The following is an 18,543-nucleotide window of genomic DNA, read 5'->3' on the forward strand; positions in this document are numbered from 1 at the left end:
AACGGGCACCTGCACGAGATTACGCAACTTTTTGGCATGATTTCGTATAAGTTATATGCCTGAGCATTTTGCATGAAGGATGTAATATGCTAATTTACTACTAAATAGAAATGATAATATTGGTTTTGACGGGACAGAGGAGGAATGGTCATGAAACTGCTTCAGCGCATCAAAGACGGAGCGAACAAAGCAACAGAGCGTGCCCAGCACGCCGTTGAGATTGGGAAATTGAACAACCAGATTGTGGGCTTGCAACAGGAACAGGAAGTCCATTTTACAGATATGGGTCGCATCTTCTATGAGGGTTATCGGGCACAGGATATGACGCGTGCGGAAAAAGAAATGGTGGATCTGTCGCAGCTCTGCGACGAATTGCAGGACGAGATTGATGGTCTGCGCAACAAGATTGCACAACTCAAGAACGAACGGTTGTGCGAGTGTGGACACGTCGCTTCTCTGGATGCCAACTTTTGCCCTAAATGCGGACGCAAGTTGGGTGAACTCAAGACACCAGCACCTACAGTAGGAGCTGCAGGAGTCGCAGGAGCCACCACAGCCGCGAGACAGGAGGCAGCTGTAGCTCAGACCCAAACTCCAGAGCCAGACTTCTACGATGCGCCACCTGAGTTGGAATTGGAGGAAGATGAACCGTATCATACGGTCATTCCGTCCATAGCGGATCTGGAAACGGAATCGGAATATAACAGTACGGAATTTACCCAGGAAGAAAAGGAAGCGTTCGATGCGGAGTGGGAACGTCGCAGAGATGAAGAGATGCAACGGGAACGTGAGCGTCAGCAGGAACTGGACGAACGCATCCGCTACTGGAAAGAAAACAACCCGATCGTGAATACGGTGGACGTACAGACCGAAGTGTCACGCGAAATGGTGAATTGTCAGATTTGTGCAGCCGAGCTGCCCAAAGGGTCGAAGTGGTGCCCGCGTTGTGGTGCCGAACAGATCTGATCTGATGCAGTAGAAGCACTGCTGCATCATTGTGAGGCAGTGCGGGTTGCTGACAGCATGGGGGGACGGGAATATGGACCAACTGCTGCATCATTTGCGTCATCTTGGGTTTACCGAGATGGAATCTAAAATTATGGTGGAACTCGCTCGTCAGGGATCAGCCTCAGGCTATGAGGTTGCGAAGCGGCTTGGCGTGTCCCGTTCCAATGTATATGCGACCCTGCAACGGCTGGAACAGCGTGGATTCTTGCGGTGTAGTCCGGGGGAACCGGCGAAGTATAGTGTGCTGAAGCCGGAGGAGATGACACGCATGATCTCTGATCAAATGCGTACCTCGCTGGATTATGTCCAGAGCAGCATGCCTAAAAGTGAACCGGAGAAACCTGTCTTCTATAACGTCGAAGGGGACAAAAATGTGTTTGAGAATCTGAGCCGTGAGTTGGCTGAGGCTCAGCATGAGATTGTCGTAGACGTCTGGCGTGAAGAGGCGGAACTGTTACGTAATGACTTACAGCAGGCTGAAGCTCGCGGTGTGCGGTTGTTATGGTCGTGTGATGGTGGCGAAGGCATGCTCGATCAGCCTGTTCCTTTGCCGGGCCTGCCTTTGTACGGCACAGGTAATGGTCGGAAATTCTCTCTGGTGGTGGACCGCCGCTGGTGCATGCTGGGCATGCGCGGGGAATCATGCGCCACACAGGCAGTGGTGACGGAGCATCCGGTAATGACCGGACTGCTGCTGAATCATTTTGCTCAAGAGCTGGTGTTGTACGAATTGGAACAGGATATGGGTGAGGAACTGGAGTCCCGCTATGGGCACCGGTACGAAGAACTCTCTGCGCGTTATTGGTCTTCTCCTTCAGGAGAGGGTGAACAGAGCTAGACAGATCGGCGACTAATTCACCTCTGATGGAGCATGCCAGCACAAAGGTACCTATATTGATGAAACGAATACGTGTGTACATAAAGCAGGCGTTGCCGAAGGCAGACGCCTGTTTGTGCTGGTTTGAGATATGACAGTGATGTTCGTCACAGCATCTGTTCCCAGTCAAGTCGATAGTAAAGGTATGAAGTTATGCTGTTTTTGAGAAAATGAAGCTATGAACATTCGATTGAACTGGATCGGGTTGAACAAGATTGTAACGTGATCAATCTTTGGGCACGTGATAAAGAGCTTCCAGCACATCCGTATAATAAGCTGTGCCATGAGGCACGAATTCTGCTGCCCGAATCTCGCGAACGATACGTTCCGGATCATCAGCTGTATGATCACTTAATGGGTCCTTATGACCGATGGAATGTGGCGGTGATGTCAATGGCTGAGTCTGAACTCCGGTAGCTTGAATGACGTCGATCTCATTACGAAACAAAGCGAGTAGATCATCCAGCGGCACTTCATACAGGCTATCCACCTCGCTGGGCTGCAGAACGTAGGCTTCGAGCGGCTGGTTCAGACATAATCCATAGACGGCACTGAATTCCCGATCTATGAATGGGACACCACGCACCTCTCCTTGGAGTTGCTGTGTAGCTGTGAATAGATAGGTTAGTGCCTCGAATGGAGTATAAACACCCAGTTCTTCCTCCAGCTCACGACTGGCGTCTTGCAGTTGTTCACCTGCGGTAAGATGGCCTGCTGCTGTAATGTCGTAACATCCGGGGAAGGTATCCTTAATATCACGCCGCCGCTGAAAAAGGACCCGTCGTTGCTCGCCTTCGTCACGCACAATCCAGCAGTGGAATGAACGGTGCCAATATCCTTTGGCATGGACCTCGCTGCGCAGTGAAGTGCCGATCCAATTTTGCTGATCGTCATAAATGTCGAAACGTTCTGGGGTCATGAAACGTATCTCCTTATATAGCAGATTTTAAAGTTCAAAATTTCACAAAGTATGTTTTAAACGAAAGGGGAACCATCGTATGGAATGCATTGTACACTTTCAGGTGATTTATCCGCAACCTCAGGAACGTAAAAGTCTTAGAGGACTTATATTTGTAGGGCAAGGTCAGGAACCGGCTAACAGTCAGTTAAGCAGCATGTTTAAGGATATGGGATTTAATGTGCGTTTGGAAGATGAGGCCCAATTGTTGTTCAAGCCAGTGGATGCTTCGGCAAACTTTGAATATATTCGTGTGACAGAGCTTGATACTGGGGAAGAAGTTTACAAAGAAGATAAAGATCTGAAGTCGATCCTGGAGCATTTGCTGCCACGCCGTTTCTAATTCATGAGCATGGCCGCGAATGAAATTCATGGGGGAGCATATGTAATACATGTATGATAGGCACAAAAAAGGCCCCACCTTTACGGTGGAACCTTCAAATCTTTAAGCTAAGAAACCATTGTTAATGAAGCCCGTATATGGCTAGCTTTTCATACATAAACCCTAGCAAGTAAAGAGGTTGTCCCCCGCATCAGGATTTATATCCGTAATTCAACTCGGCGCGTCTTTAAAACGTTTATCGTGATTATGCCGGAGCGCCGGTGCCTTCAGCTTCAAGCTCTGAAGTACAGTGCGAGCAGCGGGTAGCTGCGGCTGGAATTTCCGATAGGCAATACTTGCAAGCCTTGGTCGTTTTTTGCGGCTCGGGCTTTTTGTGTTCTTTGCTTTTGAGATAGTTGATGCCCTTCACAAGCATGAAGATACAGAACGCAACGATAATGAAATCAATCATTACGTTGATGAACTGCCCGTAAGCGATTACGGTTGCGCCAGCTTCGTTGGCTTGGGCCAGTGTCTTGATTTCCTGCCCACTGGCAGTTTTCATATCCCAATCCAGATTGATAATTTTCTGACTGAAATCTACTCCTCCAAGCAGTTTACCCACCGGTGGCATGATGATATCATTCACGAGGGACGTGACGATTTTACCAAAAGCAGCCCCGATAATAACACCGACTGCTAGGTCGATGACGTTGCCGCGTACGGCAAATTCCTTAAATTCTTTAAGTACGCCTTTCATGTCTGCACAATCTCCTTTGATCCATAAATTCGTATACAGGCCGCGGCTCCAACCAATCTCCGTTCGGACACGCGCTTCCGTTCTCATATTGTACCTAAAAAACAAGCTGCAATCACCCCCTGTTTGCAAATTAAGACAAGTTTCCGCAATTTCCATGAAAATACTTCTTTATTTCATGGCGCCGATTCGGTATACTTCTAACATTGTCAGTTATGTTAAACCTTTTATATTCAGGTTCGCGATCATACATTGTAACGAATCATGGAGCCAAAAAATTAAATATGCCGTTACTCGTATATGTGCAGGAATAGGCCTGCATGTCTCTACCCGATCACCGGAATGATCGGACTACGGGAAAGATGCTGCAATGTTTGTATGGTTGGCATGAGATCATTCTCAGGCAGTTTGACTGAAGAGCAGGTTCAAGTGGTTTTTATCTGTTTCCGATTACACTGTTGAGGTTTCTCAAAACAGGATTGATATCTTGTCATTCGGTCCATCCAGCACACTTGCAGCATCCATACGGCTTGTCCATATATGTACAAGTCCGTCTTTCCCGTCTCCGGTTATTCCGCAGCGTGTGAAAAGGCGGGCTTTTTGCTTTTTTACCATGCGATTGGAAGAGCTTGTGAGCTACTATGCGGAGGGCATTCAGGGGGAAGAATTACAATGCAATTGTTAAAAGACAAGGTAAGACAGGAAGGCATTGTCCTGTCCGAGCAAGTACTCAAAGTGGATTCATTCCTGAACCACCAGATGGACCCGGTTTTGATGAAGGAAGTGGGCAAGGAATTCATTCGCCGCTTTGAAGGTGAGAATATCACACGTGTGCTGACAATTGAGTCGTCAGGGATCGCACCGGGCATCATGACTGCATTGGAGCTTAACGTGCCGCTGATCTTTGCTCGGAAGCAGAAGTCGCTCACACTGACAGAAGACATTCTGGTGGAGAAGGTCTACTCCTTCACGAAGCAGGAGACCAATGAAATTACCGTTGCCAAGAAATTCATGAAGCCTGGTGATCGTGTGCTGATCATTGATGATTTTCTGGCGAATGGTGAAGCAGCATTTGGTCTGGCTCGCATTGTGGAGCAGGTTGGAGCCGAAGTGGTGGGTATCGGTATTGTTATTGAAAAAGCATTCCAGCCGGGAGGTCGCTTGCTGAAAGAAGCAGGATACCGTGTGGAATCGCTGGTTCGCATCGGGGCACTGTCGGATGGGCAGGTTACATTTGCGGACGAGGAGGGCACGAACTAATATGGCACGCGAACGTATTTTTCAGCGGCATCGGCATCCAATCAAAACTTTCTCTCTAGGATTACAGCACGTGCTTGCGATGTATGCAGGAGCCGTCGTTGTCCCATTGATCGTTAGTAACGCATTGGGTTTTACACAGGAACAACTAACCTATCTCATTGCCATTGACCTGCTCGCATGTGGTGTGGCTACACTGCTTCAGGTATGGGGAAATAAATATTTCGGCGTAGGGCTGCCTGTCATGCTTGGTTGTGCATTCCAGGCCGTGTCTCCGATGATCCTAATCGGGATGAACAGTGGAGTATCTGCCATTTACGGAGCGATCATCGCTTCAGGGCTGTTCGTATTGATCTTCTCCGGAATCTTTGGGAAGCTTATTCGGCTCTTTCCACCAGTGGTTACGGGTTCGGTGGTTACGATTATCGGTTTAACCTTGATTCCGGTTGCTTTCCACGATCTGGGCGGCGGTCAGGGGTCAGAAGATTTCGGCAGTGGAGTGAACTTGTTACTCGGTTTCGGGGTGCTGCTCTTTATCATTTTAATGACTCGATTCACTACAGGTTTTATCCGTTCCATCTCGGTACTGATTGGTCTGCTGGCAGGTACGGTGGCAGCAGGGTTCATGGGTGAAGTGAACTTTGCCCCTATTCGCGATGCAAGTTGGTTCCATGTTGTTCAACCGTTTTACTTCGGCAGACCGACGTTTGAGATTGTCCCTATTCTGACGATGATTCTGGTGGCGATTGTCAGCGTGGCCGAGTCCACAGGTGTATTTATGGCTCTTGGCAAAATCCTGGACAAGGACTTGTCCTCCAAGGATCTGGCCCGTGGTTATCGTGCGGAAGGTCTGGCTATTGTATTAGGGGGTATTTTCAACTCATTCCCGTATACAACGTATTCGCAAAATGTAGGACTGGTACAGATGACACGTGTGAAGACACGTGATGTCATTGTAGTAGCTGGTGGAATCCTGGTAGTCATTGGATTTGTACCCAAAATTGCAGCCCTCGCACAGCTTGTTCCAGGGGCAGTGCTTGGCGGAGCCATGGTGGCCTTGTTTGGCATGGTGGTATCATCAGGCATTCGAATTATCGGCAGTCAGGTCGATCTGAACCGACATGAGAATCTGTTTGTCATCGCTTGTTCTGTAGGTATGGGGCTTGGGGTTACCGTTGTGCCTGAGTTGTTCGCAGGTGCACCGGCTTGGGCTCAGATTATGCTCGGTAATGGTATCATTGCAGGCAGTTTCACGGCGATCTTCATGAACCTGCTGTTCAACGGTCTGGGTACCAAGGAAACAGCCGCCCAAATGGCTGAACAACAGGCAGATGCCATCCTTGGAGAAACAGGCAAGTCAGCTTAATTAGCCGAACTAGACCTATAATCCAGCATGATTATTATGTTAACGGTTTGGAATTTAACTTTAACAACATAAAAATTTAAGCAGGTTAATACATCGTGATATACAGCATGAATGGTTTATGGCATACATCATTTATACTGTGAATGTTCAACCACATGAACAAGTCACTTTTACATGCGAAACAACGAATATCTGTTCAAGCCAGATATATAATCAAAAGACGATCCACACCCCATTCTTAAGGGGATGGATCGTCTTTTTTTGTATCATGTCTTCCTAAAGTTACAGATGACGCATCTGTTTCTCTGCGAAATCGCCAACCCAAGGCAGCTTTAGCCATTTCCCCTGCAGGCTGGTGACCACCATGATGAGCCAGACCACCACACCAAGCAGGGATAACAGCGATGCCACCAGTGGCCCAAACAATGGAAGAAAAGCCGATAATACATGCCCAACCATAATGATGCCAAAGACGGCTACGGATTGCAGTGCATGAAATAACACAAACCGACTCCGTTTCTCCACCGCGAGAAAGACAATCCCGCCTACAAAGGTAAATAGATAACAGAGCATACCGGCAATATTTTCATCCAGACCGCTAGACGATTTCATGGGGGACATCCGGTCCAGCCTCCTTTAACCTTTTTTACTAGGCTATGAAGGAGATGGACAGAACTGAACCGGTTTGACCAGAGAATGTTCCAGATGGACCAAAAGAGAAGGTGATACTCAATTAGGTAAACACAACGTGAGACTATGGATTCATTTGAGAATTGAAGTACGTATATACACATTCAATTTGAGACTTTCTACATATTCAAAATATTCCATAAAATTCCGATTAATTTAATTATCCAGATAGGATTTATAATTGAACGGGAGGGGGACAGCGAACTTATCAGGAATTCGACATTACATAGTGTAGTTGAGGAGTGGAAGAAAATTTTGCATTACTTAGAGCAAGAGATTTGTCCGGAATGTGCACACCAGATGGAAGTGAATCCGGGGTACAGCGCGTGGTGTGCGAAGTGTAATTGGAATGTTTATGAAGATGAAAGAAGACAAGGAACAGATGAAGGGTTAAACGGGAATGCTGATGAACGATCATCAGACCGATTGTTAGAGGAGTTTAAGTATAACGTCAATCGGGATCTTCCCTTTACGAAACAGAGGATTTACACCTACTTGGTTGCTCTAACCGTGCATCTGTCAACATTATCCATTTTAGGAGTAGCAATATTTTTCTTTTCAACCAATTCAACATGGCTCGGTATATTTGGTATTGCGTTGCTGTTCCTCTGGATCACAATTATATTGCCATATCGGAAGCGACTTCCGGGCAGGGTGATCACTAGAGACGAATATCCAGAACTGTATGGAATGATTGACGAGATCGGGGAGCGCTTGAATGTTCCACCTGTGGATATGGTTATCATTAGCGAAGAATATAACGCATATAACCTGCATCTCAAAAGGAAAAAGAGAGCACTTATCCTGGGCATTCCCTTTTTTGCAGCTCTGACTTTACAGGAGAAGATAGCCGCGATCAGTCACCAAATGAGCCAATTTGCACATCCGAACATTTCCAACAGCTCACTGGTCGAGCGAGCCAAGCATGTACTGAATTCTTGGATTGACACCGTTGATCCTCAAGACAGCGGTCTGTTATATTGGGTGGTATTTCCACTCATAATACTACGCTTATTGTTATTTGCCGTTATAGGCGGTGTCTATTCATTGTTAATCAAGAGCATGCAGAATGAGATGCAGCGAGTATTCTACATCGCAGATAATGAAGCATCAGAGACAGCTGGCAGTGAGGCAGTGTTATCTCTATTTTTGAAGTCCGAGATGGAAGGCCTTTTTGCACATACGGCTGAACAGGTGGCAGATTATCAATATAACAAGGAGCTGTATGAGGAGTTTAGAAAACGGATTTCTGCCGTTCCAACTCAAGAACTCCTTCGTATTCAGCGGATACAGGAAATGAATGATACTCGAAGCCGTAGCTACCATCCTCCAATGAAGAATCGCATCGAATTGATACGTGAGCATTGGGCTATGATTCCTGCGTATCGGCCGGATGCTGCTAAAGAGCGAAGAATTAACGAGGAGTTTCGTCTATTGGAGCAAAGATCCCAGAAAATTCTGCTGAGTGATCTGAGAGGAAATTAATCTACAAATTTTTTAATGGATATCATCTAAATGAAAACAAGGGCAGTAGCAGCCGACTATGGCTTGTTCTGCCCTTGTTTTTTTGTGATTCAGCATACTTTAACAAACAAGATTACCCACCCTGAAACTGTCTGCGTGGGCTGTCGATCTTGCCTTTTTTATCGGTGTCGTTTTCTTTGGGAACCAAACGTTCATCGGTTCTTCCTTCATGATGATTATCAAATGCATATTCGGTCAGTTTCCATTCTGACTTGCCTAGAACGGGGTCAGCCGGGAAGTGTTGCCCCTGGTGCAGATGTTCCTCACGTCCGGCTTCGTTAATGTAAACTCCGTCTACTTCCACCTTTTCATGCGAAAGGGGCAGCATATCCTGTTCTTTGCGGTCCATGAGACGACGCCTCCTTTGGATACCAGTAATTTAACTGTATGGGTTGTCCGTGATAATATCCCCCGAATAGTTCAGTGTTATGCTGGATATATTAATTCCGTATAGAATGGCGGCATTCATAACATATGATTCGGAATTAAACTTTTTGGGCATGAAAACCGTTATATTTATTAGAGGAAATCGTCAAGTCGTAAGATACTTCCGAATATGCTACAATAAGATTATGATTCATTCCGAATCATATCGGGTATTTATAGTGTCAGGTACTTGCTTTCTAGCGAGGTTCCCGACCTAAAGCTTGCTTTAAGCCGCGCACACAACTTCATGGATGGCATTTAAGACTTATTCGGCATTCTCTAAACGGAGCATTCACTTTCAACGTTTTGGGAGGGAATTACAATGGCAACGAAAGGTCACAATGAGGTCAAAGAAAGTTTGAGGGAAATGACTCGGATTTTCCGTCCTAAAGATCCAAAAAAATTCGTGAAGGAGTACGTGAGAAAATACCGGATTACGGGTGGATACGAGGAAGAATTGACTTCTGTGGTTGAGCATGAGCTTGTCAAGATGGATTCTTCCGTGTCCTGAAACAACACACAACTCTGATTATACTGTTCCGATAATGAATAGAACCGTCTCCCGGGCGATAAGCTCCGGCAGGCGGTTTTTTTTGCGTTCCTGCTGCATATATATGGGAGTACACCTACAGCGGGAAGGATGAATGCATGTGGACCCTATTTTGAAAACCAAAGAAGAGATTGGCTACATGCGGGAAGCTGGACGAATTTTGCGAAGTTGTCACCAGCATATTGAGCAGTGGATGATCCCCGGTATCACGACAGCAGAGATTAATGAGCGGGTGGAAGAGTTTCTGGCAGCACGAGGAGCCACACCGGAGCAAAAAGGGTACAAAGGATATCCGTACGCGACATGTGCCTCTGTTAATGAAGTGGTCTGCCACGGATTTCCTGGGGAAGAGGAGCTGGCGAGCGGGGATGCAGTGACCATCGATATGGTGGTGAACAAAGACGGCTGGCTTGCTGACTCGGCCTGGACATATGGAATTGGTGAAACAAGCAGATCCATTCGCAAGCTGATGAGACGAACGGAGAAGGCCCTTGAGCGGGCGATTGCCCAGGCAGTTCCAGGAAATACACTCGGAGATATTGGAAGTGCCATTGAACGAACAGCCAGGTTGCATCGGTACGGTATTGTGAAGCCTCTCATTGGTCATGGAATTGGTCAATATATTCATGAACCCCCAAATGTGTTGCCTTATGGCAAACGCAGAACGGGCACGATGCTGACAGAAGGCATGGTTATTACGATTGAACCAATCTTTACAAAAGGCAGTTCCGGGGCCGTTGTGTGGGATGAAGATGGATGGACGGTAAGGACGGTAGATGGCAGCTGGGGGGTCCAGTATGAGCATACGGTTGCGATTACTGGGAATGGCCCCTTGATTCTGACCGATGGCACGTGAGATGAAGTCAGTGAAGAAGAGGACTTGAGTTGAACTTTCTCCGACATGCTCCATGCTGTTTTGAGCTTGAAGATAGCGGTATGGAGCGATTGACATGTCTTCTGAATGGATATGGAAGAGGTTTTCCATAAATTCTGATCTTTTTTTGCATAATAGCACATGTTTTCAATGTGAGAAAAATCACCAATAAATCGAGTTTTATCACCGAAATTTGGCAAAAATTTTCAAATGTAGAGTGTAATACTTTTGACTGAAATCGTTTGCAAATCAAGTTGCAGAGCGGTTTTTTACATAAAGTGAACAATTTGTGAACATGTGTCCAAAGATTGACAAAATCATACCCTCAACTTATATTTAATAAGTGATTGAAGCATATAGAATGAATTGGAAGAATGCGCAGACATGCCCTGAGCAGGAAATCACGGGAGTACTGGAAGCGTTATTTTTGGAAGCGTTCTGTATGATGAAGAGGATTATGCGTATCGTGCTGAAACGTACCTTTTGTTGCCTTTCTACCGAACGACAACGGTAATCTACGAAAACGTAAAAAAGTGGGGTAGATCAATGATGAAACAGTGGCAGGTTGCAAAGCGAATTCTCCCCTTGCTGGCGGTGTTCTCTTTGCTGCTATCCGCATGCGGGCGGGAAGACTTGTCGGTAATGAAACCTCAGGGTCCTGTAGCGCAAGGCCAATATGATCTGATGAAGTTATCCATCGCGATTATGATCGTGGTGCTCATCATTGTATTTGCCATAGCGGCCTATGTTCTGATCCGGTTTCGTAGACGAGCCGGGCAGACTGAGATGCCCGAACAGGTTGAAGGTAATTTCAAGCTGGAAGTAATATGGACAGCCATTCCGTTATTGCTGGTTATTGTTCTGGCAGTACCGACGGTCCAAACGATTTTTGCCCAAGGCGAAGATCTGTCCAATGACAAAAACGCACTTAAGGTCCAAGTCACCTCGCATCAGTACTGGTGGGAATTCACTTATCCTCAATATGACGTAACCACCGCTCAAGATCTCATCATCCCGACCGGAACCAAAATCGCATTCGAATTAAAAACCGCTGACGTGCTTCACTCCTTCTGGGTGCCGTCACTTGCGGGCAAAATGGACACAAACCCGGATGGAACACTTAACAAGTTCAGTTTCTCTGCACCGAATGAAGGCGTTTACCGCGGTAAATGTGCCGAGTTATGTGGCAGATCACATGCTTTCATGGAGTTTAAGGTAAAAGCAGTGAGTCAGGAATCGTTTGACAGATGGGTGAACCAGATGAAAGCACCCGCAGTCCTTCCTGAAGATACTCAATTGGCCGAAAAGTTCAAAACAAACTGCCTTTCTTGCCACGCTGTTGGTGACCAAGGTGGACCGGTTGCACCTAACCTGACGGGAATAGGCGGCAAGGAATCTGTCGCAGGCATTTTGCTGAATTCTCGCGAGGGACAGGAAGAAGGTAGTCCGGTACTGGATAACATGAAAGAATGGCTCCATGATCCACAATCCGTGAAGCCGGGCAATACCATGCCGAATCCCAAAGATCTTGGGTTGACGGATGAAGAAATCGACGGAATTGCCGAATATCTGGCCAACTACAAATTGGACTATGAATAGAACAGCAAGGACGAAGAAGGGGGTACACAACCTTGGCTCATGCGCATAGCGTCAAGAGGTACAGGGGCTTGATGGATTGGATCACCACCGTCGATCACAAAAAAATCGCCATTCTCTATTTGGTTGCGGGTGGATTTTTCTTTGGAATCGGCGGCATTGAAGCCATTTTGATTCGGATTCAACTGATGAAGCCTATGAATGATTTTGTATCGGCACAGGTCTTCAACGAATTGATTACAATGCATGGAACAACGATGATTTTCCTTGGTGTCATGCCACTTATTTTTGCCATTATGAATGCTGTCGTGCCTTTGCAGATCGGGGCACGGGACGTTGCTTTCCCGTTTCTTAACGCGCTGGGTTTCTGGACGTTCCTGTTTGGTGGATTGCTGCTGAACCTGAGCTGGGTTATGGGTGGAGCGCCGGATGCAGGCTGGACCTCATATACACCGCTTTCGGGCAGTGAGTACAGTGGAACGCATGGTGTGGATTTCTACACCATCGGCCTTCAGATCGCGGGTCTGGGAACGCTCATCGGGGGCATTAACTTTCTCGCAACGATTATTACAATGCGTGCTCCAGGCATGTCCTACATGCGGATGCCGATGTTTACATGGACAACATTTATTACATCTGCCATTATCCTTTTTGCTTTTCCTGCCATCACGGTAGGGCTTGTACTTTTGACGTTTGACCGTATACTGGGAGCGAATTTCTTCGATGTCGCAGGTGGCGGTAATCCCGTACTCTGGCAGCACATCTTCTGGATCTTCGGGCACCCGGAAGTATACATTCTGATTTTGCCGGCATTTGGTATTATCTCGGAGGTTATCCCGACCTTCTCGCGTAAACGGTTGTTCGGATACAGCTCCATGGTATTTGCCACCATCCTGATTGCCTTCCTGGGCTTCATGGTATGGGCGCATCACATGTTTACAACAGGTCTGGGTAATGTAGCCAACGCGCTTTTCTCCATCTCCACGATGTTGATTGCCGTACCTACCGGGATCAAAATCTTTAACTGGCTCTTTACGATGTGGGGTGGACAGATCCGCTTTACCGCGGCAAACCTGTTCGCAGTTGGATTCGTCCCAACCTTCGTTATGGGTGGTGTTACAGGCGTTATGCTGGCATCTGCTCCGGCAGACTTCCAGTTCCATGATACGTACTTTGTTGTAGCCCACTTCCACTACGTTATTGTAGGGGGACTCGTACTTGGATTGTTCTCAGGATTACATTACTGGTGGCCGAAGATGTTCGGACGTATTCTCAGTGAAACACTGGGCAAATGGACGTTCTGGACGTTTATGATCGGTTTCCAATTAACGTTCTTTGTACAGCATTTCCTCGGTCTGATGGGGATGCAGCGCCGGATCGTTACATATTTGCCGAATCAGGACTTTGACCTGCTCAATCTGGTCAGCTCCGTCGGTGCGTTTCTAATGGGTGTTGGGGTTATCATGTTCCTCGTGAACATCGTAATCACAATGAGAAAACCGGCTGGCGCGCCAAACGATCCATGGGAAGACGGCCGTACACTGGAATGGTCTATTCCATCTCCGCCGCCGGAATATAATTTCAAGCAGACGCCGCTGGTACGCGGAATTGATGCATATTGGAAGGAAAAAATGGCAGGACATACGGAGATGACACCGGCAGAACCTGTAGGTTCGATTCATATGCCTTCAGCAACGCCGTTGCCGTTTGTAATGTCAGTAGGTATCTTTATCGCCGGACTTGGCTTGATGTTCAGTAATGATGAATTTGGTAATGCATTTATGAACGTCATTTTTAACAATTATATTGTAGTTATTATTGGTCTCGTAATCACATTTGGTGCAATGGCACTTCGTTCACTTTATGATGATCATGGCTGGCATATTGAACCGGAGGATCAGGATGAGAAGGGGGCTAGAACATGACAACCTCACATGCCGAACCGGTGAACGACAAATTGCCGCATGAACCGGAGAAAGCAACGCTGGAAGGCCGTAACAAGCTTATCGCCTTCTGGTTGTTCCTTGGCGGCGAGACGGTACTGTTCGGTACACTCTTTGCTACCTTCCTGGCTCTTCGTGGCCAAACCAATGATGGACCTACGGCGAATGAACTGTTCCACCTGCCACTCGTAGCCGCTGCAACGTTCATTCTCCTGGTCAGTAGTTTGACGAGTGTATTTGCGATTCAAGCCATGCATAAGGGCAAGCGAGATGCACTGGCGTTGTGGCTTGGCATCACGGTAGTACTGGGTATGGGATTTCTCGCACTGGAAATTTACGAGTTCTACGAGTATGTGAAACATAAAGAATTTGGCATGACCACGAGTGCATTCAGTTCAGCATTCTATACACTGGTCGGATTCCACGGAGCCCACGTTGCTTTTGGTATTGTGTGGATCGGAATCATTATCGGTCAGCTGTTCAAAAAAGGATTGACGGTCGTAACCGCACCTAAAGTATACGTCTCCGCAATGTACTGGCACTTTATTGACGTGGTCTGGGTGTTCATCTTTACGGTCGTGTACCTGCTCGGAAAGGTGGGGTAACACATGTCGGCACAGGATAAGACAGATCAACAGCCTGTGAAACACCGTCACCGGACGGAAGGGCCACAGAAACACGTCGTGGTGTTTATCTTCTCCATTATTCTCACGCTGATTGCGTTTGCGGCTGCTTCTGCCGGAGGGGTCAACACAACCTTTATCATTATTATTTTGCTCGTTATGGCTATTCTTCAAGTATTCGTTCAATTGGGTTATTGGATGCACTTGAAGGACAAAGGGCACTTGATGCCGATTCTGTTCATGGCCTTTGGCTTTTTTGTAGCCTTTACGTGCATCATTATGGCACTTTATTGGGTCTGGTGGTAAAAGAGATGGCGGCGGCGCAATGCCGCCGTCTTTTCCCCTTTTTGGCGTATGAATCTTCACAAAGTAATGATGGCAACAACCAAATCAGGTCACGGGGAGGTTTCCCGTATGCTCGGGTTGCAATATTTTAGCTTCAACGACTTATGGAGTCCGCTTATATTGGCTTTATTTCTGATCATTGCTGCGGCTTATCTGGTGCTTGTGGGACCGTTAAGCGAGCAAATAAAGGATGCAGAACCTGCGACTGCTGCACAGAAAATCATGTTTATTACAGGGCTGTTTGTCCTGTATCTGGCTCAAGCTGGACCCTTTAATCTGCTTGGTCACGTGATGTTTAGCTTCCACATGGTAAGTATGGCGTTCTCCTATCTGGTAGCTCCGCCGCTGATGATGAAAGGTTTGCCGATCTGGGTATGGCGCAAAATCGTACGCTGGTTGCCTACACGCCAGCTATCGTTCCTCGCTCATCCGATCGTTGCGGCAGTGCTCTTTAACGGGCTGTTCTCGCTGTATCACCTGCCGATTGTACATGACTACGTTATGCTGAATTTTACCGTTCACCGGTTGTATTACATTGCACTGTTCATCACTTCCATGCTCATGTGGTGGACATTGCTGAATCCGTTACCAGAAGGCAGACAAGCATCGGGGTTATCCAAGATCGGTTTTATTTTCTTGAATATGGTGCTGCTTACGCCTGCGTGCGGATTGATTATCTTTGCGTCCGAGCCATTGTATCAGACGTACAGCAACCCGGCGGTATGGGCTGAGGCAATGCGGTATTGTGTGTCCGGAGATTCTACGGCATTACTTCGCTCATTCGGTGGGCCTGCCTTCTTCAACTTTTTGTCTTCGGCAAAGGAAGATCAGCAGGTTGGTGGCATTGTAATGAAGTTTATTCAGGAGGGAATCTTTGCCTCCATGCTGGCTTATGTCTTTTTCCAATGGTATCGGAAAGAGAAGCAGGAAGATGATGATGATTCTTATCCTGCTGGGGGCGTAGAGGGGCCACTCAATCCTGCTGCCAAATAATTAAGTCAATGTTCTGACAAGAGGGGGAACACACGATGGATATGTATTTTTGGCTACCAACGATCAGTACTTCTTTCATTGTGATTAGTGCAGTACTGGTGGGGATCGGATGGGTACTGATTATTCAGGGGAAACGTGAGGCTCATCAGTCCGCCATGGTAGCAGGTGCGATTGCAGCTCTGATCTTCTTTGTGATCTATATGTCTCGCACGGTGTTCGTAGGTAATACGGCTTGGGGCGGGGACCCGGATCTGGAGATCTTTTATCGGATATTTCTGATCTTTCATATTATCCTGGCTACCGTGGCAGCGATATTCGGCATCTCCACACTGGTGCTGGGGTTCAAAAAGAAGTTCGGAACACATCGCCGCTGGGGTAAGTTCACGTCCATGATCTGGTTCGGGTCAGCGCTAACAGGTGTTGTCGTGTATGTTCTTCTATATCTCTTATATCCTGGTGGTCATACACGTCCGGTATGGGAAGTTATCCTCGGCGTATAAAAGTATAGATATAACCTCCGGTTACTTGGGCGGCATCACTACTCTCTTCTGAAAATATGAAAATGGACGAATCTAGCAGATCATTCGTCCACGCTTTCCCTCTCATTCGTTCATAGAATGAGTTCGAGAGGGGGAAAAAAAATGAAAAAAATAGTCAACGTCAGTCAAACGTATCCACGTCTTACCGTGTATTCAGAAGAGAATTACAGAGGGAGAAGCCGCATCTATCGTGGCAACACGGGTCTTCGTAACCTGGACAATATTTTGGATGGGGTGGAGAGCCTGCGCTTTTTCTCAACAAGTTCCAATGCAACACTGGTTGTGTTTACACGTCCTAACTTCCAAGGTGGATTCCGGGTCTTCCGAGGCAACACCAACTTGAGAGATTTGGATGATCTGATCCGTGGCAATGACGTGGAATCCCTGATCTCTACGAATCAGCGGTTAACGCTGGCTCAGATTCGTGCAATCCGCAGGGATCGCAGTCTGCCTAGTGGCTACAACCTCGTTTAATCGTAAGACCTCTTCTGTAAACAGGTGCTAGAGAACGGCAAAGGGCTGTACCCGAATTGTGTTTACACAATAATGGGTACAGCCCTTCTTTTGTGTTTTGCCGAATGAAGTCTAATCACCGCCACCTCCACTGTCTCCGCCACCGCTATCTCCACTGCTGTCGTTGCTGCTACCACTATCGCTGTTGTGATGAGAATGTGTGCCTGATGAAGAATCCGAATCATGATGTTTGAGATCCGATGTGTGTCTGGCATGTCGATCGTAGGAGTCATCTCCCATAATGACCGGATATCCCGAAGCAGAGTCCGTATAACCGTTGTTACGGCGAATGCGGTGTCTGCCTTTTTTGGCAGAATGACGATGAGGTTCATCCCGGAGGACCAACCAGATAACGACAATAAGGAAAAGGAGGACAAATCCGATCTCTACCAACCAATCCATAGCTGTAACCTTCCTTTCTTTGATTCGTTACTATAGTTTATTTTAACGTAAATTTGAAAAGTGTCCCATCCCATCTTCCTGATTCAGGAAATTTAGGGGTTGACGGGATGAGAATTTGGTCTGTATACTGTGTATATTGATATATACAGTAAACACAGTGAACACAGTGAACACAGTGAACACAGTAAGGCAAGATGAGTGAGTGAATGACAGGTGAAAGGCAGGCATGCATATGAACGAATGGAAGCAGGCGTGGTGGTTGACCCGTAGCCAGACGAGTAAGGATAAGCTCCAATGGCTATGGTCTGCATTATTCATGATATACACTGGCAGCATGAGCGGTGTGATGTTTTTAGGACAACAACAGACAGATATCATTAATCCAGTAGTGGATTCCTTCTTTTTAATCATGTTGCCATTTCAAGGGTTCATGTTCTGCAGGCGCTCCTTCCGATACATACAGGAGGATTCTTATACGCAGATGCTGGCCTACTATCGTAGAATTCCCATCCCTGAACAAGTGGTGATGTGGTCCAGGCTACAGCAGTCTCTGATGGCGTTTACGTACAATGGAATCTTTTTCTACGGATCGTTATACGTGGTTAACTTTCATGCCGAAGGATTCCGATGGGATCAGTACCTGGCCTTTAGCCTTACCTGTACAGGTTATGGCCTTTTGGTAACAGGATTGTATATTTACGGAGAGTTCCTGAACAGTGGCAAGAAATACTTGCTTCTCAGTACGCTTTTTATACCCATCGCCATTGGTATATCCATACTGATTCGAATGTCAGGCAGTTACGGATTGCGGATTGTAATGGATGGAAGTAAATCATGGGGGCTGCTTTCCCCGATCATGTGGATTGCTCTGGTGGCTGGCGTAGCGGGATTATGGCTGTTTAGTCGCTTGACGCTGAAGAAGCTGGTTCATCGGGATTTGAATTAAAATGAGAATTGAGCTTATGTACGAATACAGGATG

Annotated in this window: 22 protein-coding genes and 1 riboswitch; of the genes, 16 read left to right on the plus strand and 6 right to left on the minus strand. The window is 46.9% G+C overall.

Annotation, left to right across the window (positions count from 1 at the left end; genetic code table 11):
- The first annotated feature begins 150 nt into the window (after positions 1-150).
- Together MKY92_RS02905 and MKY92_RS02910 are read left to right on the plus strand one after the other, a co-directional pair.
- Entirely contained in the window at positions 151-966 is an 816-nt protein-coding gene (locus MKY92_RS02905) for a zinc ribbon domain-containing protein (protein WP_091038323.1), read from the plus strand.
- A 73-nt stretch (positions 967-1,039) separates the two neighbouring features.
- Positions 1,040-1,846, plus strand: a complete 807-nt coding sequence (locus tag MKY92_RS02910) for a TrmB family transcriptional regulator (protein ID WP_221825743.1) — start codon at positions 1,040-1,042, stop codon at positions 1,844-1,846.
- Between the two features lie 265 nt (positions 1,847-2,111).
- Here the strand turns inward: MKY92_RS02910 and MKY92_RS02915 are convergent, their stop codons facing one another.
- Entirely contained in the window at positions 2,112-2,804 is a 693-nt protein-coding gene (locus MKY92_RS02915) for an NUDIX domain-containing protein (RefSeq protein ID WP_339299065.1), read from the minus strand.
- Positions 2,805-2,883: 79 nt separating this feature from the next.
- On the opposite strand from MKY92_RS02915, the gene MKY92_RS02920 reads away from it, so the two are divergent.
- The gene (locus tag MKY92_RS02920) at positions 2,884-3,186 is read left to right on the plus strand and encodes a hypothetical protein (protein WP_017690846.1); all 303 of its coding nucleotides are present in this window, start codon (positions 2,884-2,886) and stop codon (positions 3,184-3,186) included.
- A gap of 244 nt (positions 3,187-3,430) precedes the next feature.
- On the opposite strand, the gene mscL is transcribed toward MKY92_RS02920, so the two are convergent.
- The gene (gene mscL / locus MKY92_RS02925) at positions 3,431-3,925 is read right to left on the minus strand and encodes a large conductance mechanosensitive channel protein MscL (RefSeq protein WP_339301662.1); all 495 of its coding nucleotides are present in this window, start codon (positions 3,923-3,925) and stop codon (positions 3,431-3,433) included.
- 271 nt (positions 3,926-4,196) lie between these two features.
- Positions 4,197-4,296: riboswitch (purine riboswitch) on the plus strand.
- 94 nt (positions 4,297-4,390) lie between these two features.
- Positions 4,391-4,537 (minus strand): hypothetical protein, encoded by a 147-nt coding sequence (locus MKY92_RS02930; RefSeq protein ID WP_339299066.1) that lies wholly within the window; start codon positions 4,535-4,537, stop codon positions 4,391-4,393.
- A gap of 57 nt (positions 4,538-4,594) precedes the next feature.
- On the opposite strand from MKY92_RS02930, the gene MKY92_RS02935 reads away from it, so the two are divergent.
- Positions 4,595-5,182 (plus strand): xanthine phosphoribosyltransferase, encoded by a 588-nt coding sequence (locus MKY92_RS02935; protein ID WP_036613196.1) that lies wholly within the window; start codon positions 4,595-4,597, stop codon positions 5,180-5,182.
- Between the two features lies 1 nt (position 5,183).
- A complete protein-coding gene (locus tag MKY92_RS02940; RefSeq protein ID WP_339299067.1) occupies positions 5,184-6,545 on the plus strand; it encodes a nucleobase:cation symporter-2 family protein in 1,362 nt (453 codons plus the stop codon).
- A gap of 282 nt (positions 6,546-6,827) precedes the next feature.
- Here the strand turns inward: MKY92_RS02940 and MKY92_RS02945 are convergent, their stop codons facing one another.
- On the minus strand, positions 6,828-7,166 hold the full coding sequence (locus tag MKY92_RS02945; RefSeq protein WP_339299068.1) for a hypothetical protein: 339 nt from the start codon (positions 7,164-7,166) through the stop codon (positions 6,828-6,830).
- 324 nt (positions 7,167-7,490) lie between these two features.
- Between MKY92_RS02945 and MKY92_RS02950 the strand changes: the two genes are divergently transcribed.
- On the plus strand, positions 7,491-8,720 hold the full coding sequence (locus MKY92_RS02950; RefSeq protein ID WP_339299070.1) for a hypothetical protein: 1,230 nt from the start codon (positions 7,491-7,493) through the stop codon (positions 8,718-8,720).
- 112 nt (positions 8,721-8,832) lie between these two features.
- Here the strand turns inward: MKY92_RS02950 and MKY92_RS02955 are convergent, their stop codons facing one another.
- A complete protein-coding gene (locus MKY92_RS02955) occupies positions 8,833-9,108 on the minus strand; it encodes a transposase (protein ID WP_339299071.1) in 276 nt (91 codons plus the stop codon).
- Between the two features lie 399 nt (positions 9,109-9,507).
- Here MKY92_RS02955 and MKY92_RS02960 point away from each other — a divergent pair, with 399 nt between their 5' ends.
- The 9 genes from MKY92_RS02960 (at position 9,508) to MKY92_RS03000 (ending at position 17,122) form a co-directional block, all read left to right on the plus strand.
- Positions 9,508-9,696, plus strand: a complete 189-nt coding sequence (locus MKY92_RS02960; protein ID WP_017690840.1) for a hypothetical protein — start codon at positions 9,508-9,510, stop codon at positions 9,694-9,696.
- Between the two features lie 133 nt (positions 9,697-9,829).
- Positions 9,830-10,591, plus strand: a complete 762-nt coding sequence (gene map, locus MKY92_RS02965; RefSeq protein WP_339299072.1) for a type I methionyl aminopeptidase — start codon at positions 9,830-9,832, stop codon at positions 10,589-10,591.
- A 564-nt stretch (positions 10,592-11,155) separates the two neighbouring features.
- On the plus strand, positions 11,156-12,208 hold the full coding sequence (gene coxB / locus MKY92_RS02970) for a cytochrome c oxidase subunit II (RefSeq protein ID WP_047840266.1): 1,053 nt from the start codon (positions 11,156-11,158) through the stop codon (positions 12,206-12,208).
- Positions 12,209-12,240: 32 nt separating this feature from the next.
- The gene (gene ctaD, locus MKY92_RS02975) at positions 12,241-14,130 is read left to right on the plus strand and encodes a cytochrome c oxidase subunit I (RefSeq protein ID WP_047840265.1); all 1,890 of its coding nucleotides are present in this window, start codon (positions 12,241-12,243) and stop codon (positions 14,128-14,130) included.
- Positions 14,127-14,753, plus strand: coding sequence for a cytochrome c oxidase subunit 3 (locus MKY92_RS02980; RefSeq protein ID WP_047840264.1), 627 nt, complete (start codon positions 14,127-14,129; stop codon positions 14,751-14,753). The genes ctaD and MKY92_RS02980 overlap by 4 nt, the downstream gene beginning before the upstream one ends.
- Before the next feature lie 3 nt (positions 14,754-14,756).
- Positions 14,757-15,077 carry a cytochrome C oxidase subunit IV family protein gene (locus tag MKY92_RS02985; RefSeq protein ID WP_036613178.1) on the plus strand — a complete coding sequence of 107 codons (321 nt, stop codon included), beginning with the start codon at positions 14,757-14,759 and terminating at the stop codon, positions 15,075-15,077.
- A 108-nt stretch (positions 15,078-15,185) separates the two neighbouring features.
- Complete coding sequence (ctaG, locus tag MKY92_RS02990) at positions 15,186-16,109, plus strand: cytochrome c oxidase assembly factor CtaG (RefSeq protein ID WP_339301664.1); 924 nt, start codon at positions 15,186-15,188, stop codon at positions 16,107-16,109.
- A gap of 35 nt (positions 16,110-16,144) precedes the next feature.
- Positions 16,145-16,609 carry a DUF420 domain-containing protein gene (locus MKY92_RS02995; RefSeq protein WP_105601398.1) on the plus strand — a complete coding sequence of 155 codons (465 nt, stop codon included), beginning with the start codon at positions 16,145-16,147 and terminating at the stop codon, positions 16,607-16,609.
- 141 nt (positions 16,610-16,750) lie between these two features.
- Positions 16,751-17,122 carry a hypothetical protein gene (locus tag MKY92_RS03000; RefSeq protein WP_339299073.1) on the plus strand — a complete coding sequence of 124 codons (372 nt, stop codon included), beginning with the start codon at positions 16,751-16,753 and terminating at the stop codon, positions 17,120-17,122.
- 111 nt (positions 17,123-17,233) lie between these two features.
- Here MKY92_RS03000 and MKY92_RS03005 read toward each other — a convergent pair whose 3' ends face one another.
- On the minus strand, positions 17,234-17,563 hold the full coding sequence (locus MKY92_RS03005; RefSeq protein WP_339299075.1) for a hypothetical protein: 330 nt from the start codon (positions 17,561-17,563) through the stop codon (positions 17,234-17,236).
- 232 nt (positions 17,564-17,795) lie between these two features.
- Here MKY92_RS03005 and MKY92_RS03010 point away from each other — a divergent pair, with 232 nt between their 5' ends.
- Complete coding sequence (locus MKY92_RS03010; protein WP_339299076.1) at positions 17,796-18,509, plus strand: hypothetical protein; 714 nt, start codon at positions 17,796-17,798, stop codon at positions 18,507-18,509.
- Positions 18,510-18,543 lie beyond the last annotated feature (34 nt).

This window comes from Paenibacillus sp. FSL R5-0623, from assembly GCF_037974265.1.
Classification (GTDB): Bacteria; Bacillota; Bacilli; order Paenibacillales; family Paenibacillaceae; genus Paenibacillus.